At 46.0% G+C, this 24,235-nt stretch carries 18 protein-coding genes; 12 read left to right on the top strand and 6 right to left on the bottom strand.

Going from position 1 to position 24,235, the window contains the following annotated elements:
• The first annotated feature begins 190 nt into the window (after nucleotides 1-190).
• From L865_RS0104385 to L865_RS0104400, 4 genes are all read left to right on the top strand, one after another.
• Entirely contained in the window at nucleotides 191-934 is a 744-nt protein-coding gene (locus L865_RS0104385; RefSeq protein WP_028772113.1) for a spermidine synthase, read from the top strand.
• Between the two features lie 232 nt (nucleotides 935-1,166).
• The gene (gene ahpC, locus L865_RS0104390; protein WP_028772114.1) at nucleotides 1,167-1,736 is read left to right on the top strand and encodes an alkyl hydroperoxide reductase subunit C; all 570 of its coding nucleotides are present in this window, start codon (nucleotides 1,167-1,169) and stop codon (nucleotides 1,734-1,736) included.
• Between the two features lie 151 nt (nucleotides 1,737-1,887).
• Complete coding sequence (gene ahpF / locus L865_RS0104395) at nucleotides 1,888-3,453, top strand: alkyl hydroperoxide reductase subunit F (protein ID WP_028772115.1); 1,566 nt, start codon at nucleotides 1,888-1,890, stop codon at nucleotides 3,451-3,453.
• Between the two features lie 114 nt (nucleotides 3,454-3,567).
• Entirely contained in the window at nucleotides 3,568-4,701 is a 1,134-nt protein-coding gene (locus tag L865_RS0104400) for a GGDEF domain-containing protein (protein ID WP_028772116.1), read from the top strand.
• A gap of 55 nt (nucleotides 4,702-4,756) precedes the next feature.
• Here the strand turns inward: L865_RS0104400 and L865_RS0104405 are convergent, their stop codons facing one another.
• From L865_RS0104405 to L865_RS23125, 3 genes are all read right to left on the bottom strand, one after another.
• Nucleotides 4,757-4,954 carry a hypothetical protein gene (locus L865_RS0104405; RefSeq protein ID WP_028772117.1) on the bottom strand — a complete coding sequence of 66 codons (198 nt, stop codon included), beginning with the start codon at nucleotides 4,952-4,954 and terminating at the stop codon, nucleotides 4,757-4,759.
• Between the two features lie 160 nt (nucleotides 4,955-5,114).
• Nucleotides 5,115-6,527, bottom strand: a complete 1,413-nt coding sequence (locus tag L865_RS0104410; protein WP_028772118.1) for a TlpA family protein disulfide reductase — start codon at nucleotides 6,525-6,527, stop codon at nucleotides 5,115-5,117.
• Between the two features lie 243 nt (nucleotides 6,528-6,770).
• A complete protein-coding gene (locus tag L865_RS23125) occupies nucleotides 6,771-7,199 on the bottom strand; it encodes a hypothetical protein (protein WP_051484435.1) in 429 nt (142 codons plus the stop codon).
• Between the two features lie 322 nt (nucleotides 7,200-7,521).
• Between L865_RS23125 and ohrR the strand changes: the two genes are divergently transcribed.
• The 3 genes from ohrR to rlmC all read left to right on the top strand — a co-directional run bounded on the left by ohrR (nucleotide 7,522) and on the right by rlmC (nucleotide 10,424).
• On the top strand, nucleotides 7,522-7,980 hold the full coding sequence (gene ohrR, locus L865_RS0104420) for a transcriptional regulator OhrR (RefSeq protein ID WP_051484436.1): 459 nt from the start codon (nucleotides 7,522-7,524) through the stop codon (nucleotides 7,978-7,980).
• Between the two features lie 68 nt (nucleotides 7,981-8,048).
• Nucleotides 8,049-9,215: a glycerol-3-phosphate dehydrogenase/oxidase gene (locus tag L865_RS0104425; protein ID WP_028772120.1), complete on the top strand. Its 1,167-nt coding sequence runs from the start codon at nucleotides 8,049-8,051 to the stop codon at nucleotides 9,213-9,215.
• A 69-nt stretch (nucleotides 9,216-9,284) separates the two neighbouring features.
• On the top strand, nucleotides 9,285-10,424 hold the full coding sequence (rlmC, locus tag L865_RS0104430; protein ID WP_028772121.1) for a 23S rRNA (uracil(747)-C(5))-methyltransferase RlmC: 1,140 nt from the start codon (nucleotides 9,285-9,287) through the stop codon (nucleotides 10,422-10,424).
• A 194-nt stretch (nucleotides 10,425-10,618) separates the two neighbouring features.
• On the opposite strand, the gene L865_RS0104435 is transcribed toward rlmC, so the two are convergent.
• A complete protein-coding gene (locus L865_RS0104435) occupies nucleotides 10,619-12,097 on the bottom strand; it encodes an FG-GAP repeat domain-containing protein (protein WP_028772122.1) in 1,479 nt (492 codons plus the stop codon).
• Between the two features lie 381 nt (nucleotides 12,098-12,478).
• On the opposite strand from L865_RS0104435, the gene chrA reads away from it, so the two are divergent.
• Together chrA and L865_RS0104445 are read left to right on the top strand one after the other, a co-directional pair.
• Nucleotides 12,479-13,627 (top strand): chromate efflux transporter, encoded by a 1,149-nt coding sequence (gene chrA, locus L865_RS0104440; RefSeq protein WP_028772123.1) that lies wholly within the window; start codon nucleotides 12,479-12,481, stop codon nucleotides 13,625-13,627.
• Nucleotides 13,628-13,744: 117 nt separating this feature from the next.
• Entirely contained in the window at nucleotides 13,745-15,412 is a 1,668-nt protein-coding gene (locus L865_RS0104445) for a methyl-accepting chemotaxis protein (RefSeq protein ID WP_028772124.1), read from the top strand.
• A 68-nt stretch (nucleotides 15,413-15,480) separates the two neighbouring features.
• Here the strand turns inward: L865_RS0104445 and fdhF are convergent, their stop codons facing one another.
• A complete protein-coding gene (fdhF, locus tag L865_RS0104450) occupies nucleotides 15,481-19,710 on the bottom strand; it encodes a formate dehydrogenase subunit alpha (RefSeq protein ID WP_028772125.1) in 4,230 nt (1,409 codons plus the stop codon).
• Nucleotides 19,711-19,957: 247 nt separating this feature from the next.
• Complete coding sequence (locus L865_RS0104455; protein WP_028772126.1) at nucleotides 19,958-20,941, bottom strand: pentapeptide repeat-containing protein; 984 nt, start codon at nucleotides 20,939-20,941, stop codon at nucleotides 19,958-19,960.
• Between the two features lie 224 nt (nucleotides 20,942-21,165).
• Between L865_RS0104455 and prfB the strand changes: the two genes are divergently transcribed.
• The 3 genes from prfB to L865_RS0104470 form a co-directional block, all read left to right on the top strand.
• A protein-coding gene (prfB, locus tag L865_RS0104460) for a peptide chain release factor 2 (RefSeq protein ID WP_211237689.1) occupies nucleotides 21,166-22,264 on the top strand; the annotation gives its coding sequence in 2 pieces (ribosomal slippage) (nucleotides 21,166-21,240 and nucleotides 21,242-22,264; 1,098 coding nt in all).
• A 12-nt stretch (nucleotides 22,265-22,276) separates the two neighbouring features.
• Nucleotides 22,277-23,779, top strand: coding sequence for a lysine--tRNA ligase (gene lysS / locus L865_RS0104465; RefSeq protein ID WP_028772128.1), 1,503 nt, complete (start codon nucleotides 22,277-22,279; stop codon nucleotides 23,777-23,779).
• A 279-nt stretch (nucleotides 23,780-24,058) separates the two neighbouring features.
• A partial coding sequence (locus L865_RS0104470; protein WP_028772129.1) for a transposase occupies nucleotides 24,059-24,235 on the top strand: 177 nt, incomplete at its 3' end.

The following is a 24,235-nucleotide window of genomic DNA, read 5'->3' on the forward strand; positions in this document are numbered from 1 at the left end:
CTAGGTCGATAATTGACTTATGCCCGCCTAACACATCCACTGCAGTGCCTATCCACACGGCTTAGATATTCACATCAATCTAGCGAACCAGTGAATGACAAAATCGATTGGTTGCCACACAGGCTGAGTGATTAGTGCTGTACCTGAGTCTACAAATGCGCATAATGCTGCAGACTTAACTGGAGTGATTATGTCTGAATTTCAAGTTCTCTATGAATCAAGTGACGCTTTGGGTCCGCTTATCGTGTTGGATTCAAAAACAACCCGTACTTTGTCTTTTGGCGATAATGACGAGCAAAGTAAGTTACTTAAATTACAACCTCATATCCCACAGCATACTTACCTGCAAGCAATGCTGCTGGTGTTACTGTTCCAACAGCCGAAACGCGTCATGGTGTTAGGCTTGGGTGGCGGTGGGCTGATTCACGCGCTAAAACACTTTGACGCCGGAATTAAAATGACTGCCGTTGAATTGCGTCCACAGGTGATTGAGCTTGCTAAGCGCTACTTTCAGTTGCCAATGAGTAAAAAGCTCACGATAGAACAAGCGGATGCCGCCGAGTTTCTTGCTGCTAAGCAACATAAAAAAGTGGATATCATTTTTGCCGATATCTATAGCGCTGAAGGCGTTGATGATAAACAGTTATCTGCAGCATTTATTGCCGACGCATCAGCGATGCTTAAAGCTGAAGGCGTGTTAGTTCTTAACTGTTGGAAAGAGCATAGCCAAGACCGTGCTTTGCTTGCTAGATTGCAGCAGCATTTTGCCCAAGTGAGTGCGTGTTTAACGGGCGGCGGCAATTGGGTTATCTTTGCCACCAAGCGCGATCAACAGATGACGATTTCCGGTCTAAAAAACAAAGCCCAACAATTATCTCAACAGCTAGACTTTCCGCTTGCTCGATTATTGACCCGTTTTGATGTCTGGTCTTAACTCGCTGGTAAGTAATGTTATTTCCCCACTCACACTATTGCCAAGCTATTGCTAATCGGTTTTTTACAAGTTTGTCATTTCTGATATGAAAAACCGATTAGGATAATAGGATTTACCCGTTATATTTAATTATCCAGTAGCGCTATTATTCTCACATCGACAACACGCAGTCATCCAAACCATCGTGATGTATATGTTGTTTAATTAGTTAATAACCCTATTGGAGTAACACATGACACAATCAATCATCAACACAGAAATCAAGCCATTTTCAGCAACTGCATATCACAATGGTGATTTCACTCCAGTAACTGAGCAAGACTTACTAGGTAAGTGGTCAGTGGTATTTTTCTACCCAGCTGACTTCACGTTTGTATGTCCTACTGAGCTAGGTGACATGGCAGACCACTATGAAAAGCTACAGTCTATGGGTGTTGAAGTGTACTCAGTATCTACAGATACTCACTTCACTCACAAAGCATGGCACGATAGCTCAGACACTATCGGTAAAATCAACTATCCAATGATTGGTGACCCAACCGGTACTATCAGCCGTAACTTCGGTGTGATGATTGAAGAAGATGGTCTGGCACTACGTGGTACTTTTGTTATCAACCCAGAAGGTCAAATTAAAGTTGCTGAAGTACATGACCTGGGTATTGGTCGCAGTGCATCAGAGCTAGTTCGTAAGATTCAAGCTGCACAGTATGTTGCTACTCACGACGGCGAAGTATGTCCAGCAGCATGGCAGCCAGGTGAAGAAACACTAGCACCATCACTAGACCTAGTAGGTAAAATCTAAACTCTACTTAAGAGTTAAAAGGTAAAGTTAGCTCCATCTCCGGCGCTTTACCTAAAATTCATCTCCAAATAAGGGTCCGGGCTTCCCCTGCATGGTCTGGACCCTTTTTATTGCCAAATTTTTATTATTCATCGAATTTTCGGGAGTCACCATGTTAGATACGAACCTAAAAACTCAGCTGAAAACCTACCTGCAAAACCTAAAACGCCCAGTTGAACTTGTCGTATCAGCAGATGACAGTCCAAAGGCGCAAGAGCTACTGGGTTTAGCTAAAGATATAGACTCATTGAGCACGCATATTAGCCTCACTCAAACACAGGGTGTTCGTACACCTTCTATGACCGTGCGCAACCCCAGCGAAGCAACCGCAATTAGTTTTGCTGGCTTACCGATGGGACACGAATTTACCTCATTGATATTGGCATTACTGCATTCAGGTGGACACCCGATTAAACTTGCCGATGATGTTATTGAACAGATCCGCGCCTTGCCAGGTCAATATCAATTTGAAACTTACGTATCGCTAAGTTGCCAAACTTGCCCTGAAGTGGTGCAAGCACTAAACATGATGGCGGCGATAAACCCTAACATCACCAATGTGATGATTGATGGTTCATTATTCCAAGATGAAGTGAATGAGCGCAACATTATGGCTGTGCCATCTGTTTACCTCAATGGCGAACCTTTCTCTGTTGGCGCCATCAGTGTACAAGAGATTTTAAACAAGCTTGATGTCAATGCCGCAGGCCGACAAGCTGAACAAATTAGCCAGAAAGAAGCCTTCGATGTGTTAGTCATTGGCGGTGGTCCAGCAGGCGCGAGCGCCGCAATTTATGCGGCACGTAAGGGCTTACGGACTGGCATTGTTGCCGATAAATTTGGCGGCCAAGTTGCTGAAACTGTAGGTATTGAAAACTTCATTTCTGTTAAGTCGACTGAGGGGTCGAAGTTAGTCGCCAATTTAGAAGCCCATGTGCATGATTATGATGTCGACATTATGGACAATCAACGTGCCTTGAGCCTTAAGTCTGGTGAACTGTTTGAGCTTACATTAGAAAGTGGCGCTCAAGTGCGCAGTAAAACGGTACTCATTGCGACAGGTGCACGCTGGAGAGAGATGAACGTGCCAGGTGAAAAAGAGTATCGTGGTAGCGGTGTTGCTTATTGTCCACATTGTGATGGGCCACTATTTAAGGGCAAACGTGTAGCGGTTATTGGTGGTGGTAACTCGGGCATTGAAGCCGCAATTGATTTAGCTAATATCGTTGAGCATGTGACAGTGCTTGAGTTCGATGTGAAACTGCGTGCCGATGAAGTACTGCAGCGTAAAGCGGCCTCAATGGGTAATATTGATATCATCACCCAAGCGATGACGACGGAAGTCACTGGTGACGGTAAGCGAGTCAATGGACTTAACTATACTGATAGAGCGACAGGTGAAAGCCACCATGTGGAGTTAGCGGGTATTTTTGTGCAGATAGGCCTAATTCCTAATGCGGAATGGTTAACTGACACGCTTGAGTTGAATGGCCGAGGCGAAGTTGTTGTAGATAACAAAGGTGAAACCTCAATTGCTGGTGTGTTTGCAGCCGGTGATGTCACCAACTCTGCCTATAAGCAAATTATAATTGCGATGGGCAGCGGTGCGACAGCGTCACTAGGGGCATTTGATTACCTCATTCGCAATGAAGTGCCACAAGCAGAGCAAGCTGCATAGTTTAATCAGTCTCGCAGTACACTAAGATAAATAGCCAGCAATATTTTGCTGGCTGTTTTGTTTCTGTACCCTATAATTCCTTATTAAATCAGCAGGTAAAATAGGGAATGTGACATGTATACGCCGCTGCCTTCAGCAGACCAACTACTTGAACGAGAGCGCCTAAGTTATAGTGTGATGGGAGTCAAATGGGCGACGTTATTGTCATTTTTTCTCATTGCGGCTATTTATCTCACTATATACAGCCATCCAGAGCCGGTGATAAGCCTGATTGAAGCCATGTTGTTTACCGCACCAGTTTTTGCAATTGGGTTAGCAGGACATATCTTTTTCTCTAATGTTGTTAGTCACAAACACCTGCGATCATTCCTAGTTTGTTATCTAGTACTACTTAACTTTGCTTGGTTGATCATTATCAGCCGATTAGCCGAAGCAGCCACAGTTGATGCATCGGGAGCCGCAGCAATTGCAGGCATTGAGTCAGTCGTTGATATTCTTATATTGACCTTTGCAATAGCCCTATTCCCAAATCGAATCATAATGTTGATGATGGTACTACCTTTGATGGCGTTCAATGTGATGATTCGACTTGATGAAATTCCTAATAATTTCATTTTCCCCGCAACCAAGTTTTTCTGTTTTGCCGTAATTCTCTATACTGGCCAACAAGTATTTTCTAGCTGGTTTGTACAATCCATCTTACGGAATCTAGAAAACAAGAAGTTATTGCAACAGTTCAAGCGCTTGGCCTTGGTTGACGGGCTAACCAATTTAAGCAATCGTCGCCATTTTGATGACATTTTATTGCAAGAAATCAAAGTCACCGAGCGAAATAATCGGCCGCTTAGCCTTATCATGTTAGATGTTGATTATTTTAAAAGGCTCAATGACAAAGCAGGTCATCAGGCTGGGGATGAGTGTTTAAGCCAGTTAGGCCAATTGCTCGCGCAGTCTGCCATGCGGCCAAGAGATCTGGCTGCGCGTTATGGCGGCGAAGAGTTTGTTATTGTGTTGCCAGAGACTGATATTGCCGGCGCTGGCGCAATTGCTGCCAATATTAAAGCAGATATTGCAGCATTGAAGTTACCCCATCCTGACTCCGAGAACGGCGAGTTTGTTACCGTTTCTCAAGGGGTATGCCAGTGGCGAAATGGCATGAGTGCCACTGACTTTACTGCTAATGCTGACAAAATGCTGTATCAAGCCAAGCAAGCTGGCAGAGATCAATTTGTGGTAGATGAGCAATAAAAAGCCCCGCGATTAGCGAGGCTTAGATAGAATCTATACGATTGAATTTTATCGCTTAAGCTTTGGTATTGATATTGTGGCCACTATTACCCACTGGGGCGCTTTGTGGTGCGGCATCAACAGCTTCAATAAGCTGCAGGGCGATATCACCTTCTGCTTGTTGCTGATCTTTAGCCAGTTGCGCGACTTTTACGCCCACACTGCCATTACTTAGATTCGGATCTAAATTTGCTGTACCAATTGTAATTGCCATTACTACCCCATTTCATATGACTATTCGGTTAACTATATAACTATCGGCCTTGTTTAGCGAAACTTTACAGTTATTTTTTTGGTTGTTTAGTAAACAAAAAAGGCCGCCATGTTATAGGCGGCCTACTGCTCAAGACTTAGCTAATGAGCTGCTGACTCTACTATTTAGCCTTTGAACTAAGCTTGTTCATGCGCTTACGTACAAAGGTAATGATAAAGGTTAGACCGATAGATGCGGCAATAAGCGAAATCGCTAACCCGGGGTTTTGCAAAGAGACGGGGTCAATAGCTAGCATAATACCCATGCCAATCATCATAATGCCCGACATTAGCTTCAGTGTTTGGCCCTCTTTCTCAGTTAACTTTCGTTTGCCCAAGGTCGCGCTAAACACAATGACGATGATGGCAAGCGGAATGACATAGACCACATTGTAGAACACTAGATACATGTAGCGCTCTATATCTGGCAGGTCATGCATCGATAGCACACTGGTATAGATCATCGGGAAACCCGCGGTGCACAGCAGCTCGTAAGCGTTTGCTAGAATCGCCAATACGATGGTCCCGCCTATCATTGCAGCCATTGAACTGGCGCTGGTGAGCTTACCCATACGCTTAATCAATCCGGTGCGGTTTTCGGCAGACATTGACAGTGTGACTTCCCCTTTGGTGAAGAAGTAGTCTTTAACATTGATCACACCGGCGATGAGCGCCAAAATTCCTGCCCCTAAGATGATTATTCCGCCATCACTACCCGTGCCCAACAACTTGAATATGTTGAGCCAAGCAATCATGAAGAGGAAATAAATAAAGCCGGAGAAAAATACAAATATACCGCCGACAATCAGCATGCGAGTTCGACTTTTCGCATTAACCATGATGCTCAGCAAAAATAGCAAAACGAAGAAAGCGCATGGGTTAAAGGCATCGACACCGGCAAGCACTATGGTTAACAGAGGTAACGATAGCTTTTCCGGTGCAACGACACCAATAAGTGGAATTTCTACCGGTTGCACTGAGCTTATAGCAGTCTCATCTGCGGTACTGTCTAAGCCTAAATCGCAGGTTCCTTCGTCAGCACTTTCACTACAGGTGCCAAATAGCGGTGCATCACTTGAGCCGGCTGCGGAGCCAATAGGATCGTTTTCAACAATCGTGCCGCCCAGGGAGCGGTAACAGGCCTTGAGTTTATTTAACAGGTATTTACCGGTGACAGCCTCGCTGCTGTAACCGACCGTAGCACTGTCACAGGCTGCAATATAGGGGACTGAGCGCGCGGGTACCTGAGTGGCGTCGGCGATCTGTTGCCATTTGTCCATGGTGCGATCAGCTGAAACTAAATGGCTTTCTAGTTCAATCCAAGGGTAATGTTCTGGTAACGAGTCAATGAACGGGTGGGCTTCGGCACAGTGGGGGCAGGTTTCGGACCAAAAAAAGTAAAGCTTAACTTTTAGCTCACCTTGGTCATTGACGTAATGCCACATTGGGTTGTTATCGGTCTGGTTTTGTGCGTTAGCGTAAGGGCTCAATATACTAAACATGAGCATTAGGCTAATCAGGATAGTCCTCAACATTTTCCCTCCTAGGGGGCAGGTAAGATCGGCTGATCTCGGTATTCTCTTAACAATATTCTACCGCTATAGCGTTGCAGCGATAATATTATGTTTCGAAAATGCTAACTCAATCGCGATAAAAATTGATTTGTTAACTGCCACTAATAACCCATAATTTTTTGAAACTTTTCTGCGAAACAGTAATCTCTTAATTAATGTTGTCGCAGATTTGTAGCAAACAGGCCTATGGGGTAACGTCGACTACTAGTGGTTTTGCGGAATATTAACGGGATGAGTATTGGCTAATTGCGGTGCATCAGATGTCGCGCACCAATTGATACTGACTTGGCGAAGCTCTTCAGTACTGGCAGTTAATATGCGGGTAATTACCGGATGTGGGTAGTCAGCGTCAGTAAGAAATTGTTTGATTCTTGTTAAGCGTTTTTCCGCAAGCCACATATTGTATTGGCGGGTTGTTTCATCTTTCTGAACTTTGGTGACAGGAAACTCAAGTAGCAGATATCCATCGCTGTCAGTTGGTGCTTGCAATATTGCCTGCAGTTGGCTGATGTATTGGCTATTAAAATAAGAGCTATTTTGCGGGTAGGGAATGTCTGCCATGTGTCTAGGCTCGTCACATTGAGCGATAGCATGGCCTGCTAAAAAGCTCAGTAGCAGCAAAGTAATTCGCATTTTTCGTCATCCCTATCCAAATATTATCCTGTGCATCCGCACTCGTTATGCGCAAATTTACAGCGATAAATACGGAAAATCAATAAGCTTTACAGCTTGTTGCCGGTAATACACAGTGCGGAATTGTTCACAGGTTTCTACGCCAAAATCTAGACACAGGGTGTTTGCTTGCGATATCAACCAATTAGATACAGTTAAATACTCTGATTAACCTAAGTGACAATAAAATGGCTTTAAAAACAGTAGGCTAAAAAATATTATGAATTAATTTAATTTAGGTTATTATAGTTATAAGTTGTGTGCAATTTAATTGAATCATCAAATGACCGATAAAAACCCAAATGATCCTTTGGCACTCGAAAACCAAGTGTGTTTTTCTTTATACAGCGCAACCAACGCCATGATACGTGCCTATCGGCCGCTGCTTGATGCCATCGATCTAACTTATCCTCAGTATTTAGCAATGATGGTGTTATGGCGCAATCAAGGTATTAGCGTGAAAACCTTAGGTGAGCAGCTCTATTTAGACTCAGGGACCTTGACGCCATTGCTTAAAAGAGTTGAAGGTAAGGGGTTGGTGATTCGTGGTCGTTGCGAGAGTGATGAGCGTGTCAGAGTGCTACATATTACCAAGGCGGGAAAAGCCTTACATGAGCAGGCCTTGAGTATTCCCGCCAATATGCGCTGCCAAGTCGGTGGCGAACCGCAAGATTTATTGCAGCTCAAACAACTGTGTGAACAGGCATTGAAGCATCTCAATCAAATGAGCAACAATGGTTAGATAATAAAGCTCGTTACAGCTGGTTTTCAATATGCTGGTTTTAAGGATGAAATAAGGAGCGATAACTTTTGTTGGATATTGTAGTTATCGGCGGAGGCATCAATGGCGCGGGTATCGCACAAGCGGCCCAAGCGGCAGGTTATCGCACGCTACTGCTAGAGCGTGGCGAGTTTGGCGGGCAAACATCTCGCAATTCTAGCAAGCTCATTCATGGTGGCCTTCGTTACCTAGAGTCGGGCCAAATTGATTTAGTGCGTCAGTCTTTGCGGGAACGGCAAAGCCTCCTCAAGCTTGCGCCATCACTTGTTAAACCGGTTAAGTTTTACATTCCTATTTATCAGCATAGTCGACGTGGCGCATTAACCATTGCCGCGGGCCTTAGTGCCTACGCGTTACTTAGCGAGCTCGATCCGTTGGGACGTTTTACCACGATTGCTCGGCCCAAGTGGCCTAAATTAAGTGGCCTGAAACAGTCGGGGCTCAATAGAGTTTTTCAGTACTGGGATGCACAAACCGATGATAAAGCACTAACTCAGGCAGTGATCAACAGTGCTCAATCGCTCGACTCTAGGGTATTGAGTCAGGCTGAAGTGTTATCTATCGAGCATTTGGCTGATGGCTGTAGTTTGCAATATCAACACCAGGGACAGCGCCAACAAGTACGATCACAAATGATCGTTAATGCGGCGGGCCCTTGGGTAACTGAGTTACTTTCGCGGGTGACGCCGCCTTTAAAACCACCACCACTATCGCTAGTACAAGGGAGCCATTTAGTTCTTGATATTGCCGCACCGACCGGTGTTTTCTATATTGAATCTATCTTTGATGAGCGGGTTATTTTTGTCATGCCTTGGCACGGAAAAACCTTGGTAGGCACCACCGAGACGCCAATAGCATCGATTGAGCAAAAAGGTATTACTGCTGCTGAGCAACAGTATTTATTGGCAAATTACCGTCACTATTTTTCCGCGAATATGAGTGAGCAGCAATTGGTTGAGAAAGTTTCCGGCCAGTTTTGTGGAGTGCGAGTGCTACCAGCGTTTGATAGCCAGGCATTCTCACAATCAAGGGAAACCTTACTTCATATTAAGCCATCACATCCACGCTTACTTTCTGTGTATGGTGGTAAGCTGACCACCTACAAGCACACCGCTCAGCAGACGTTGCAGCAACTCAGTATGGTGTTGGGGCCTCGCCAAGCTATAGCAGATGTGGAGCAATTAATTTTGCGGTAGATGGCGGTTTAGCCCGTGCAAGGGCAGTGTTATAATTAGCCTCTATTCTAATTTCAGAGCTGTTAACCCGTGAACTGCGACCACTTTAATACTCAGCAATGCCTTTCCTGTCGGCATATAAACCAACCGCAATCTGTGCAGCTACAGGCTAAAGATCAGCAATTAAAACAGTTGTTGCAGGGTTTAACTGTGAACGAGTGGTTGGCACCTGTATATGGTTCGCAAAGCCATTTTCGCAACAAAGCTAAAATGGTTGTCCTAGGCGCCGCGCACGAGCCGGTGCTGGGGATTGTCAGTCCGCAAGGGGAGGCAGTTAGTCTGTGTGATTGTCAGCTATACCCTGAAGACATGCAGCAACTCCTATATCGGCTGACCGATTTTGTGCGCCAAGCAGGTATACCGCCGTATCGCGTTGACAAAGCCAAGGGGGAGCTGAAGTTTATTTTGCTCACCCGTAGCCAAGTGCGCGGTGAGTACCTGCTGCGCTTTGTGCTAAATAGTAATAATAGTCAAAGTCGTATCGAGCGAGAACTGCCTAAGCTGCTAGCCGAGTATCCGCAAATAAAAGTGGTATCTATCAACATCCAGCCGGTACATATGGCCATATTAGAGGGCGAGCAAGAAATATTTTTGACCGATGAAACTCGCCTGGAAGAGTGCTTCAATGAGGTGCCGCTGTATATTCGACCTAAAAGCTTTTTTCAGACTAATCCCGAGGTAGCTGCCAAGCTTTATCAAACCGCAAGAGATTGGGTTGCTCAATTGCAGCCTAATTCATTGTGGGATCTATTTTGTGGTGTAGGTGGATTTGGTTTGCATTGTGCGAGCAAAGAGGTGGCGCTGACAGGGATTGAAATTGAGGCTGAAGCGATTGCGTGCGCAAAAATGTCGGCAGCGGCATTGGGTTTAACTCAAGTTGAATTTAGTGCACTGGATTCCACCGGCTTTGCCACTGGCCGTCATGCACAAGATACGCCTGATGTGGTGATTGTTAATCCCCCAAGGCGCGGTATTGGCGAGCAGTTGTGTGAGCAATTGAGTCAATTTGCACCTGCTGCAATACTCTATTCAAGTTGTAATCCAAAAACCTTGGCTAAAGATTTACCCAAGCTAGAAGGGTACCAGATAAGCAAAGTGCAGCTATTTGATATGTTCCCCCACACGGATCATTTTGAAGTGCTAGTCCTGCTGCAAAAAGTGGCAAATTAGATTGCTGGCCGTTGTGGCTGACGCTATCGCGATATAATAGCGCTTAGTTATGATGTGACTGCGTTGGTGCTTAGTTTACTGTGTGATGATTAGTTTAAGCGTTACCACCTAATAGGTTACACCGCTCATAGCATGATAAAATAGCGCCGAGTACCAAAAAGTCACTCGGCTTTTTCTTCTAGTTGGATTTTAAATTATTTAAACGTCCCAGAGCCATCGTTCCAGTAAATAATTGAATTGGTGGTGGTAAACTGAGCGCCTAGAATAATATCGGCACGGCCATCATTATCCATATCGGCAATGCGAACAGATGTCCATGCATTGCCTTCTGCTTCATCACCGTATGAGGCGCCGTTTGGGAAGGCATCAGCTTGGATTTGAAAGTTAGCGTTACCGTCGTTCAGTAACAGTTTGACGTGGTCTGCGACAGTTCCCTTGGCTATGTCGGCAAAAACAATATCAAGGCTGCCATCGCCGTCCAAATCGCCAACAGCTGATGAGTGAGTCATTATAGGGTTGTCAATAAATGCAGAGGCTTGCTGTTTGGCATCGGTATATTTGCCATCGGGTTGAGATAACAATAATACATTACGTTCGCCATCGAACGGCGCTGCATCATAGCCGCTACCGCCAACAACAATATCAACATAGCCGTCGCTATTAAAGTCACCTACACTATGAGCGTTTCCGTGGATAAGTGTCGGTATTTCACCACTGATAACTTGTGCTGCTCCGCTTGTAAAACTACCCATGCCATTGCTCAGCAGTACCTTAAGCTCGACAGCCTCATTAACAAAGCTACCTTTCCATTTAGGTCCAAAATAAACGATATCATCAAATCCATCGTGGTTAATATCAACCACCGCTGGGTTGTCTACAAATGCGGCCTTCTCTGGATTGATGTCTTGATAGCGTGCCTCGGAACTCTTGGTAAATATTGTTGCTCCGTTCAGTGAATCATTCCTGTAAACACGCACTTCAAAAATGGTATCAGTTGTAGCCAGATCATTGTCATATAGGACGCTATGACTATTATCGAGATTAACCAAATCAACATCACCATCACCGTCAACATCAACAGGTAGTAGCATTCCGTCTAGACCGTGTCCTGGGTCATATTCACCATTGTTATAGGTGAAATCAAAGGGGTCAAAAGTCGAGGTGGGTAGCTCATCAAAGGTGCCATCCGCTTGTTGAATAAAAATTTGGTCAAATGATCCTGTTTGCGGGTTAGATGCGCCGGCAACGAGATCTTTCATACCGTCATTATTGAGGTCGACGAAGTAAAATTGTGAAACCCAATAGGGCAAATTATTTTGGGTGGGGTTTGAGCCTGCTGGAAACAGGTTGGCGGTTTGGTCAACGAAAACTTTCTCACCTTGATTGACTAATACCTTGAACGTATTGTTGCTGCTGTAATTAGTCGCAGACATCAGTACGTCTTGTAAGCCGTCATTGTTGATATCTATGATCTCAAGTTCTGCAATCACTTCATCATCAATATTCAAAAATGGTCCAGGTAGGATGCTAGCTTCTAAGGTTGGGGTTGGAGTGGGTGTCGGAGCTGGTGTTGGCGCGGGAGTGTCATTACTGGCAGGTGTACTTGAGTCACCTCCTCCCCCACCACATGCCGTCATAAACATCACTGCAAGCGCTAATAGCAATATCCTCATATAGATTATCCTTATGTTTTTATATTCCTTTTATTTTTATACACAGCAAAGTAGACCCTTCAGAAATTGCTTCAGCCTTGCAGATACTATGCCCAAATGAGTATAGGCATCGTCACATTAGACTGTCCAGAAATTAGCCTATTTAGTCTAAGCTCGCTAACTGGTGGGTAAAGTGGTTCGTTGGTGACTAAGAGCTTGCAGCATAAACAAAGGATATATATGCAGCCAGAGGAAATAGCGACCCTGCATGGGTTGAATTACTGTTTATCTTGACTCAATAGCCGTGCGCTTTGTATAGCAAAAAGTGGCTAACTAAGCTGTCATCAACTTGTCATCTTTTTGTCATACTCTTTGGGCTCATCATTAATTAGGGTGGTAATTTTGCTGAATATATTCATTCAATTCTTGCTGTTAGGCTTAGTCAGTTTTGGTGGGCCAGCTGCTCATATTGGTTATTTTCGAAAAACATTTGTCGATAAACTGCAGTGGGTTAAACCCGAAGAATATGGCAGTTATGTGGCGCTGAGTCAGTTTCTACCAGGTCCGGGTTCGAGTCAGGTTGGGTTTGCAATTGGTTATCACCGAGGCGGAATCGGCGGGGCAATCGCTGCTTTTGTTGGTTTTACTTTACCGTCATTTTTACTGTTGTATTTTATTGCGGTTACCAGCCAAGCCTGGCTAGAGCAATCGCTATTTGTGGGGCTGATCCATGGCCTTAAGTTGTTAGCCGTCATTGTGGTTGCTGATGCCATCTTGACCATGTATCGCCAGTTTTGTTTGTCGTGGCAAAGTAAAATCATTTTGCTTGCCTCCACAGTGGTGTCATTGAGTTTTACCGGTAGCATTACACAAATTGTACTGCTGCTGGTGGCGGCGCTTGTGGGCGCAACGGTGTTACAACAAGCCCCTAGCGCAGAGCCGGTGGCCAAAGGTCGTCTGAATATTATGGCGTTGGCGAGCTTTGTGCTTTTAGTTCTGGGCTCGTTACTGTTGTTGACCGGAAGCGGCCTTGGGCGAATATTTGCCGATTTCTATCAAGCTGGCACCTTAGTATTTGGTGGCGGCCACGTGGTGCTGCCATTACTTGAATCGAGTGTCAGCGAAGCGATGAGTGCTGAGCGCTTCTTAACCGGCTATGCACTGGCTCAAGCCGTTCCCGGGCCTATGTTCACCTTGGCTGCATTTTTGGGCGCAGAGCTCAATCCAAGCTCACCATTTCTTGGGGCGCTTGTTGCTACCTTAGCTATATTCTTACCCGGGTTATTACTGCTGTTGGGCATACTTAATCGCTGGCGTAGTTTAAGTCAGCAGCCTCGAATTAATGGCGCCTTGATCGCCATCAATGCCTGTGTAGTTGGCTTCTTAGTGGCGGCTTTCTACAGCCCTGTGGCGACATCGGCATTGTTAAACTGGCTCGATGTTGTGTTAGTCATTGGCGGGTTCATCTGGCTACAAAAATTTAAACCCAACATTTTGCTTTTAGTGTTGGCGGCGGCATCGGTCGGCATGTTGCTGTCATATGTTGGTTGATGATTTTTTAGGTATTTGTTGCGCTAGGTAGCATAAATACAACCCTGAGCTAACTTCTTGCGATAATCAGCTATATTATATGCATGTATTGCTTTTTTGTGCTGGAGATCGGGGTCAATGAAGAATCTAAAAATGAAGAGCAAACTACTGATGTTTGCGCTACTGCCGCTGGTAGTGAGTTTATCTTTGCTAATGGTTATCGCCTATAACATTGAGATGAGCTATTTAGAGGATGATATTCAGTCTTTCAGAGAAAAACTGTTTCAACAGCGCCAGCACCAGCTTGCAGAAGAGGTCGAAATTGGCAAGCAGGTGGTTGAATACCAGTTGTCTTTAGGTGAGCAGGGCAGTGTGAATAAGGCACTGCGTAACTTACGCTTTGGTACAGCAGGGTATTTTTTCATTTATGACGAGCAAGGCATGAGTATTTTCCATGGCCTTAGCCCAGATATTGATGGCAGCAATAAGATAGACCTAACCGATCCCAATGGTAAAAAGATTATCGTCGGGTTACTTGATGCCGCTAGGCATGGCGATGGGGTATTTAGCTACCACTATCAAAAGCCTGGGGCCAGTGAGCTGATTGAGAAATTAAGCTTTGCCGCGATGATCCCTGGTACCAATTGGATGATTGGTACCGGTGCCTACCTTGATGATATTGAAGCCGAAGTGACTGACTTTAGGCGTATCGCTACCGAGCATATGTTTGATAAAGCGATAACCATTTTGCTGATTGCGGTGGTGATGCTGACTATCACTGCTGTGGCGGTATTGATGTTGTCGCAGACTATCGTTAACCCTATTCGCTCAATGTTGACCAACCTTGAAGAGATAGCCAAAGGTGAAGGCGATTTAACTAAGCGACTGAAGGTACAAGGTAAAGATGAGATTGCGCAACTTGGCGCAGCATTTAATACCTTTGTAGAGAAGTTGCAGGGGTTGATTGTCGAAGTTACCAATGTGACTGGCGAGGTGAAACAAGGCGCTAATACGATTTCGAGCCAAACTCAACATATTGCTGCGCAGTTGGTGAACCATAATAACGAGACTGACCAAGTGGTGACTGCCATAACGGAGATGTCGGCAACCGCCAGTGAAGTCGCGCAAAGTACCACTCAAGTTGCTGAGGCGACCAGCGCCGCGACTGATGATGTGGCTAATGCGCAGCTCTGTGTTGATAGCTCATTGAGTGAAGTGTCAAATCTGATGGCAGAAATCGACGCCGCAGCGGGCCATATTCACTCCTTAAGCGAGCAATCCCAAAAAATTAATAGCGTACTGACTGTGATTGGTGGCATTGCCGAGCAGACTAATTTACTTGCGCTCAATGCGGCTATTGAGGCAGCCCGTGCTGGTGAGCAAGGTCGTGGATTTGCCGTTGTTGCTGATGAGGTTCGTAGTTTAGCGAGTCGCACCCAAAGTAGCACCTTAGAAATTAGTGACATGCTTAATGAACTGCATAATTTAGTGTCGTTAGCGGTGAGTTCAATGGAATCGAGTCAACAAGGCTGTAATCGATCGGTGACCTCATCACGGGCCATATCAGACAGTTTAGGTGCGGTAACCTCAGCGGTGACCTCTATTAACGATATGAGTACCCAAATTGCCACTGCTGCTACTGAGCAAAGCTCGGTGACTGAGGAGATTAATCGCAACGTGTTTGCTATCCAAGATATCGTCAATGAATTGCTCAGTGCCAGTGAAAACGGCGAGCAGGTGAGCGCTAACCTTGCTGAAGAAGGCGAGAATTTAGGTCGATTGGTGAGTCAGTTTAAAACTCAATAGCGACGCGGCTTTTAATGAGCGTAAAATAAAGGGAGTGCCTAACAGGCCTCCCTTTTTAGCAGCGCAGCTTAAATCATGCTGTGATTGACCGCCTGTGTAAGCTTCTCAGCTTTAACAGCGCACACCTTAAACTCAGGAATTTTCGCAACAGGATCCAAGGCGTTATTGGTGAGCTTGTTAGCGGCAGCTTCGGCAAAATGGAAAGGTAAAAATAGCACGCCGACTTGGGCACGTTTAGTCACAAAGGCTTGGATTTCAATACTGCCGCGTCGACTGGTCAGCTTGAGCATATCACCATTACTTACCCCTAAGCTTTGTGCATCAATCACCGAGATCATCACTTTAGGCGTAGCAATTTCATTCAGGCCTTGGGTTTTTCTGCTCAAGGTTCCGGTATGGAACTGCGCCAGCAAGCGACCCGTCGATAAGGTTAATGGGTATTCTTGGCATGGTGTTTCGGCACTTTGTCGGTAGCTAACCGGGCGCATTTTCCCAAGGCCTCGGGTGAATTTTCGGGTATGTAAAATCGGCGTACCTGGGTGACCATCCGCTGGACAGGGCCACTGGATCCCCATACGGCCATTACTGGTGTTGGGGTCCATGTTTGCCCAGCTGATACCGCGGTACTGTGGGGTCACTGCGGTAACTTCATGCCATATCTGTTGTTCACTCTGGTAATGCCAATCTGCGCCCATCTGCATTGCGAGGTCGTTGATAATTTGCCAATCCGCCTTGGCTTGCTTTGGCGGCTCAACCGCCGCTTGCAGCTGCTGCACGCGTCGTTCAGTGTTAGTAAAGTGCCCGCGCTTTTCGGCAAAGCTAAATGCCGGAAGCACCACGTCTGCCAACTGGGCCGTTTCGGTTAAAAAGATATCTTGCACCACCAACAGTTCAGCGTTTTGCAGCCCACGTAACACATGAGCTTGATCAGGATCGCTAAGCACGGGGTTTTCACCCATTACGTACAGGGCTTTAAGCTCGCCATGGTAAAGTGCATGCATCATTTCAGTGGCAGCTAGCCCAATGCTGTGGGGTAGCTCCTCTTTGTTCCAAGCTCGGCGAAAGCGCATTTGGATTAGTGGGTCATCAATTTTCTGATAGCCGCTAAAATAGTTTGGCAACGCGCCCATATCGCAAGCACCTTGTACATTGCTCTGTCCCCTGAGCGGGTTAATGCCAGCACCTTCAATGCCAATATTACCGCACAGTAGTTGTAAGTTCGCGATAGCGGTAACATTGTCATGGCCTGAGGTGTGTTGAGTGATCCCCATGGCGTAAAAGACCGCTGTTTTCTGCGCTGTTCCTATCATTTTGGCAAGCTTCGCAATGTCAGCTGCGGCAATGCCGGTCACTTTCTCGGCGTTAGCGAGATTGTAGTTCGGCTGCATGACTTCTTCATATAGTTCGCTATAGCCTTCTACTCGCTCAGCTAGATAATCCAGATCATGCCAATCATTGATAATGATTTGCTGCATGACAGCATTAAGTAGCATCACGTCGCTACCGGGCTTTTGCGCGACATAAAGCTCAGCACTGTCGGCAATATCAACCCGCTTAGGATCGGCCACCACCAAGCGGGCGCCGTGTTGGGTTAGCGCTCGTTTAATACGAGAGGCGATGATCGGATGCGCATTGGTGGTGTCTGATCCGATAATGAAAATCAGATCGGCATGGTCGATACTGGCAATATCATTGGTCATTGCACCACTGCCTAGCACATCATATAACGCGGTAACGGTAGAGGCATGGCAGAGTCGAGCACAGTGATCAATGTTGTTGGTGCCAATAACGCTGCGGAAAAACTTTTGGAATAGATAGTTATCTTCGTTGGTGGCTTTTGCAGAGGCTAGGCCTGCAATGGCATCGCTACCATGAGCTTGTTTAATTTCGCTTAACTTAGTGGCGATGTAACGGACCGCTTCTGCCCAACTGGCTGCCACTAGTTGACCTTGTTTGCGAATTAACGGTGTTTGTAGGCGCTGCTGGTCATTAATAAAATCAAATCCAAACCGGCCTTTTACACATAACATCCCTTGATTGACCGGTGAGTCATCATCGCCCGTGACGTGGATGACTTTATTGAGGTTTTCATCGACGTGCAGGTTCAATCTACAGCCCACGCCGCAATAGGTACAAATTGTTGAGGTCACTTTTAACGGCGTTGTTTGGCCTTGAAGTTGCGCGCGCTGGTCACTCAATGCACCGGTCGGACAAACCTGCACACAACCGCCGCATTGTACACATTGGCTGTCGGCCATCGAGGCTCTAAAACCGACTCGCGGGGCACGCCGTTGTGGCGCATTTGTCGCAGTACTTTGTGAGTCGGTCTGCGGCAATGCGTGAAAATGATCGGCTTCAAAGCTAATTGCTTTGTGCCCAGCTTGTTGATGACAAACCTCTACACACGCACCACAGCTTATACAACGGTTAGCATCAAACTCGATAAATGGACTGCTACTGTCTTGGGTAAACTGTCTGGCCGCGCTTTTGGCTGGATCAACTGAGACCTGATATTGAGTGGCGTAATCACGCAAGCCACACTGGGTATTAGCTTGGCAACCGCAACTTAAACAGCGTTGCGCCTCCGCGATTGCACTATCGCTATTCAGTCCCAGCTCCACTTCGTTGAAATTATGCTGTCGTGCTTTGGCGCTCAGCTCCACGGCTTTGGCTCGTGGTACCGGGGTAACATCAGCAAAATGTTGTGCAGAAAGTTGCCCATTGTCGGCCTTAACTGAGTTGAACACTTGCTGATTGAGCTGGCAACTTAATTGGCCATTTAACAGTTTTTCGATGGCATCGGCCGCTTTCTTGCCATCGGCGACAGCTGCAATCGCTGTGGCTGGGCCTGTGCGGGAGTCACCCAGAACAAATAGCTTTTCAACCCCAGCGGACATGGTGTGTTGGCAACCTTGAAAAGTATTCCAGCGGGTGAGGGCCACTTCGCCAGTGGATAATTGGCTTTGTGGGTGGTTAAGAAATGTCATATCAGGTGTTTGCGAAACAGCGGGAATGACAGTATCAAAGCACTCAGTGAAAGTCTCTCCGGTGCTGACAGGGCGGCGCCGTCCCGAGCTATCGGCTTCGCCAAGTGCCATTTTTTCGAACGTAATTGCATTAACCCGTCCGTTGCTGTCGCCGTGGTTTTGAATCGGATTAGTTAAGAAGTAAAACTCCACACCTTCGAACTCTGCCTCTTCAATCTCGTACACTTCTGCAGGCATCTCTTCACGGGTACGGCGATAGACCAGTGTCACTGCCGCCCCTTGACGAATGGCGGTACGGGCGCAATCAATTGCAGTATTGCCGCCACCAATGACAGCCACTTTACGTCCCAACTGCAGTGATTGTTCAGTGCAATGATCTTTAAGGTAGTCGACACCCAGAAAACAGCCCGCCAAATCGCTACCCGGGTAGGTCATCGGTACGGCTTTTTGGGCACCAATTGCGAGGCAAACCGCATCATAATCATTGATTAGTTGCTCTAAGTGGATATCGCGTCCTAGCTGCTGATTGAGCAATATGCTCAAGCCATTTTGGCAAAGGATATCTATCTCTTGGTCCAATATGGCTTTGGGCAGGCGATATTCAGGGATGCCATACCTGAGCCAACCTCCCGCTTGGGGCATGGCTTCAAATATACTGACATCATGGCCATTGTTGCTTAAATAAAAGCCAGCACTTATCCCCGCTGGACCACTACCAATAATGGCAATTTTCTTGTGTGTGAGTGGTGCTCGCTCGGGGATATAAGGGCTTTTTGCCGCATCGAGATCGGCGGCATGGCGCTTGAGTTGCCTAATTGCCACTGGGGAATCTACCGCCGAGCGTCGGCAGGCATCTTCACAAAAGGCGGGACATACTCGACCAATTGATTGGGGTAATGGCAAGGTTTGCTTAATTATTTTAACCGCTTGCTGATGATTACCTTGAGCAATGTGGTGCAAGTAGGCTTGTACATCGACACCGGCTGGGCAAGCCTGCTGGCAAGGGGCTTCGCAGTCTGCAAAGTGATCGTCTAACAGGTGATTAAGTGCTTGTTGCCTAAGCTCAGTTAGCTGGCTCGACTGAGTAATGACACGGGTATTGCTGCATACTAGGGTCTGGCAGGCTTTGACCACGGCAGTGTTGCCGTCAGCTGATTGCACCTCAACCACACATAGGCCGCACTCTTGTTGCTTTTCACCTTGATGATGACAAAGGTTGGGAATTTCGAAATCTAAACGTTTTGCACAGGTGAGTATCGACTCGCCTTGTACAGCATCTACTGCTTGCCCATCAAGAGTGAATGTAATCATTGCAATTGCCCTTAGTTGGACCCTGAAGAGATTACTCGGCATTCCATCACATTGAGTCAATACATTATTAGCGGGTCACTTTTTGATATTGATTAGCAGTATAACCATAAGCGGGCGTACATCTGTGCGGTGGACGGGTAGGGATCGATAAATTTGCTGTCGGAGTCACAAAATTCACAGGCTTGTTATCGGCTGGTGGTTGTTTTTTAGTGTGAGGGTTGATTGGCTGTTGCTAACGTTGTGGTCGTCAACGGGTCATTTTTTTTACAAATACCACCACATACAGGGCAATGGTAAAGCTGCCGGTAAAGGCCTCAATGGCGGCAATGGCTCTAGATAGTCCAATGGGAGTAAAGTCACCATATCCCAACGTGGTAAAGGTGACGACGGAGTAATAAATACAGTTAAACAGCAATACTAAATTGGCTTTTAGGCCGTTGTCTAAATTGAAAATATGCACTTCATCGCTGTAATTTAGCCCGGTGAACATATACAAAATGGCACAGATAAAAATCAATGCCAAAGAGAAGCCAATCACCCGCATGGGGGCTTCACCATAACCACAAAACAAATCAATGGCTTTAGAGATGAAACGTTGGCTGCTAAATCTGGGCATTAAGTGACGGCGCATGGTGAGCTCTTTTTGTAAAAAGTGGCCTCCCATGGCAAATAGCCCTTCTCGTTCAGCGGCTTTGCGTAGATCGCGGTAAATCTCTTCTGTTTGCTCAAAGTAGTCTTTGGCAATTTCAGCTTCACCGACTTTTTCGGCTTCTTTGGCCATGCGCTCTTGCTTGATAACTTTACCAACATTGATATTTTCGATGCGAGCGCCATTCCACTTTATTCCGAGCAGATTGCAGTTGATAAGATTGGCACAGTGCAGATTGGAATCTCGCAAATCTGCTTTCATCAAGCTGGCGTTTTGGAGGTTGAGGTTAAATAAGTGCGCACCTTGTAGATCGGCACGGTACAGCTCTGCATGGCTCATATCAAAGCCGGTTTTTTGATGGTGGCGCACTAAGTCTATGCCTGCAAGCTTGGCATTTTTTAATGCAATCCCCCGCAGCATTCCCCCTTGGCGGGCATAGGCTTCAAGGCGGGCAGCGTCGTCGGGATGGTCTTTAACTATTTTAGGGTCGTGCCAATAGCATAAGCCAGATGGCTCAGCCGGCTCATGGCATGAAAACCCTTCATCTTCGTGATAGCAGCATGTTGGTGTTTTATCGTTCATCAAAAAAGTATAGACAGCAGCAAGAAGATTTGTGAAAGCAAGCGCTTTAAAAATCTTTGTTAGCCTAGTTAATAGGCCTAACGGCGAGGTTTTAGACCATGCTGGCTATAGAGCATATCTTAGGGGCTCAATTAGTGTTCATCTTCTCTAGGCGTGCAGGCTCGATTGGGGTAAAATACGCGGTTTGTAATTTTGCCTAACGTAACCAAAAGTAGATTAGAGTCATGTTTGAAGTAAATCCGGTTAAATTTAAAATCAAGGAGCTGGCTGATCGCACCCAACTTCTTCGGGGGTATCTTTGACTACGATGCTAAAAGTGAGCGTCTAGAAGAAGTTAGCCGAGAGCTAGAAAGTGCGGAAGTGTGGAACAACCCTGACAATGCCCAAGCGTTAGGCAAAGAGCGAGCATCGCTTGAGGCCGTGGTGAAAACCATCAATGACATGGATAGCGGCCTAGAAGATATTGTAGGCTTGTTAGAGTTAGCGATAGAAGAAAACGACGAAGAGACATTTAATGATGCTAATAGTGAATTGGCAGATTTAGAGAAACGTCTTGAAGAACTCGAATTTCGTCGTATGTTCTCAGGCCCACATGATGCGTCAGATTGTTATCTTGATATTCAATCGGGTTCAGGCGGTACAGAGGCTCAAGATTGGGCCAATATGGTATTGCGTATGTTCTTGCGTTGGGGTGAAGCCCACGACTACAAGCCTGAACTTATTGAGGTGACCGCCGGTGATGTGGCGGGGATTAAAGGTGCGACCGTTAAATTTACCGGTGAGTATGCCTTTGGTTCACTGCGTACCGAAACCGGGGTACACCGCTTAGTTCGTAAGTCGCCATTTGATTCGTCGGGTAAACGCCATACCTCTTTTTGCTCGGTTTTTGTCTACCCAGAAATTGATGACTCGATTGAGATTGATATCAACCCTGCCGATTTGCGCGTCGATACTTATCGCGCTTCAGGGGCGGGTGGTCAGCACGTCAACAAAACAGAATCGGCAATCCGTATTACCCATTTACCGACCAATACGGTTGTGCAGTGTCAAAATGACCGCTCACAGCATAAAAACCGTGATGCGGCGATGAAGCAATTAAAAGCAAAACTGTATGAGCTAGAAATGCTCAAACAAAATGCAGATAAGCAAGCAGCAGAAGACGCTAAGTCTGATATTGGCTGGGGTAGCCAAATTCGTTCTTACGTACTTGATGATGCCCGTATTAAAGATTTACGTACCGGCGTAGAAAGCCGGAATACCCAGAGCGTCCTTGATGGCGATCTGGACAAGTTTATTGAAGCTAGCCTGAAATCTGGCCTTTAACGAGAGAAGAAGATGACTGAACAAACACAAGATGAGAACAAGTTAATTGCAGAACGCCGTGCTAAGTTAGAGCACATTCGTGCGAACTGCCCAGCTAACGGTCACCCAAATAACTTCGATCGAAAACACAAGGCAGCGGACATTCAGAAAGAATATGGCCACTTCTCAAAAGAAGAGCTTGAAGGCATGGGCATCCAGCGTTCAATCGCTGGTCGTGTTATGGCTAAGCGTGGTCCATTCTTAGTGATTCAAGATGTCTCTGGTCGCATCCAAGCTTATGCTGGTAAAGATGTGCAGAAAGACCTAAAAGCGACATACCAAGGTCTTGATATTGGCGACATCATTGGCGTAACCGGTCAACTTCACCTTTCAGGTAAAGGTGACTTATATGTCAACATGGAAGACTACCAACTGCTGACTAAAGCGTTGCGTCCATTACCAGAGAAATTCCACGGTCTGTCAGATCAAGAGACGCGTTACCGTCAGCGTTATGTTGACCTCATCGTTAACGAAGATTCGCGCGAAGCTTTTGTTATGCGCTCTAAAGTGGTTACCGCTATTCGTAACTTCATGGTGAAAAAAGAGTTCATGGAGGTGGAAACCCCAATGATGCACAGCATCCCTGGTGGTGCTTCAGCTCGCCCATTCATTACTCACCACAATGCGCTAGATATCGAAATGTATCTGCGTATCGCACCCGAGCTTTATCTTAAGCGTTTGGTTGTCGGTGGCTTTGAGCGCGTATTTGAAGTTAACCGTAACTTCCGTAACGAAGGCTTATCACCTCGTCATAACCCAGAATTCACTATGATGGAATTCTATATGGCGTATGCAGATTACAACGATCTAATGGATCTGACTGAAGAGATGCTAAGTTCAATTGCAACCGAACTTTGTGGTTCTCCACAGTTACCATATGGCGAGCACACGGTTGATTTTGGTGGCCCATACGCCCGTATGAGCATGCTAGATGCGATTAAGAAGTACAATCCAGACAACGAAACAATTCAGTCTATGACTTACGAAGAAGTTAAAGACGTTGAATTCATGCGCAACCTTGCTAAAAGCATTGGGATGACCATCGAGAAGTTCTGGACTTGCGGTCAGCTACTGGAAGAGATTTTTGGTGAAACCGCTGAGCCTAAGCTAATGCAACCTACCTTCATTACGGGTTACCCAGCAGATATCTCACCATTAGCACGTCGTAACGATGAAAACCACTTCATTACCGACCGCTTTGAGTTCTTCATCGGTGGCCGCGAAGTGGCTAATGGTTTCTCTGAGCTTAACGATGCTGAAGATCAAGACAACCGCTTTAAAGCGCAAGTTGATGCTAAAGATGCCGGTGATGATGAAGCCATGTTCTACGATGCTGACTACATCACTGCACTAGAGCATGGTCTGCCACCAACCGCTGGTCAAGGTATCGGTATCGATCGTCTAGTGATGTTGTTCACCAACACTCACACAATTCGTGACGTGATCCTATTCCCTGCGATGCGCCCACAAGGGTAATGATTGATTAAGCCGTTGGCTTAAGAATCACATAAAAAAAACCAGCCTCAGGGCTGGTTTTTTTGTGAAGTTGGTTTATCAAGCTATTCTGTTTTTTATACTTGCAACTGATTTCTCTATTATATGGATGGGGAATTGTGGGGTTTCTTTTCCATCTATATATGTTTTACTTGTCGCTTCAGAGTTTTCAGCGCAAAGCTTAATGCACCAGCCTTGGTAAGCCCCTAGAACAGTAGACACTTCATAGAGTTATAATGAACCAAAAATATGAGGTGTTACATGCGCGGAAAGCGATATCCCGACGAATTTAAAATCGAAGCCGTTAAACAAGTTACAGAACGTGGTCACCAGATCGCCGATGTGGCAGAGAGATTAGGCGTTACTCCCAAAAGTTTGCACAACTGGATTAACAAGTTTGATAAGCCAGAAAAGCAACACGTCACCATTGATAATCAA

It is taken from the genome of Shewanella waksmanii ATCC BAA-643, assembly GCF_000518805.1.
GTDB lineage: Bacteria > Pseudomonadota > Gammaproteobacteria > Enterobacterales > Shewanellaceae > Shewanella > Shewanella waksmanii.

What these genes read in the sequence shown, in the direction of transcription:
- L865_RS0104400 (WP_028772116.1), top strand. Translation starts at nt 3,568, where the DNA reads ATGTATACGCCGCTGCCTTCAGCAGACCAACTACTTGAACGAGAGCGC.
- L865_RS0104455 (WP_028772126.1), bottom strand. Translation starts at nt 20,941, where the DNA reads ATGAACGATAAAACACCAACATGCTGCTATCACGAAGATGAAGGGTTT.
- L865_RS0104385 (WP_028772113.1), top strand. Translation starts at nt 191, where the DNA reads ATGTCTGAATTTCAAGTTCTCTATGAATCAAGTGACGCTTTGGGTCCG.
- L865_RS0104435 (WP_028772122.1), bottom strand. Translation starts at nt 12,097, where the DNA reads ATGAGGATATTGCTATTAGCGCTTGCAGTGATGTTTATGACGGCATGT.
- ahpF (WP_028772115.1), top strand. Translation starts at nt 1,888, where the DNA reads ATGTTAGATACGAACCTAAAAACTCAGCTGAAAACCTACCTGCAAAAC.
- L865_RS23125 (WP_051484435.1), bottom strand. Translation starts at nt 7,199, where the DNA reads ATGCGAATTACTTTGCTGCTACTGAGCTTTTTAGCAGGCCATGCTATC.
- ahpC (WP_028772114.1), top strand. Translation starts at nt 1,167, where the DNA reads ATGACACAATCAATCATCAACACAGAAATCAAGCCATTTTCAGCAACT.
- L865_RS0104405 (WP_028772117.1), bottom strand. Translation starts at nt 4,954, where the DNA reads ATGGCAATTACAATTGGTACAGCAAATTTAGATCCGAATCTAAGTAAT.
- L865_RS0104410 (WP_028772118.1), bottom strand. Translation starts at nt 6,527, where the DNA reads ATGTTGAGGACTATCCTGATTAGCCTAATGCTCATGTTTAGTATATTG.
- ohrR (WP_051484436.1), top strand. Translation starts at nt 7,522, where the DNA reads ATGACCGATAAAAACCCAAATGATCCTTTGGCACTCGAAAACCAAGTG.
- lysS (WP_028772128.1), top strand. Translation starts at nt 22,277, where the DNA reads ATGACTGAACAAACACAAGATGAGAACAAGTTAATTGCAGAACGCCGT.
- fdhF (WP_028772125.1), bottom strand. Translation starts at nt 19,710, where the DNA reads ATGATTACATTCACTCTTGATGGGCAAGCAGTAGATGCTGTACAAGGC.
- L865_RS0104445 (WP_028772124.1), top strand. Translation starts at nt 13,745, where the DNA reads ATGAAGAATCTAAAAATGAAGAGCAAACTACTGATGTTTGCGCTACTG.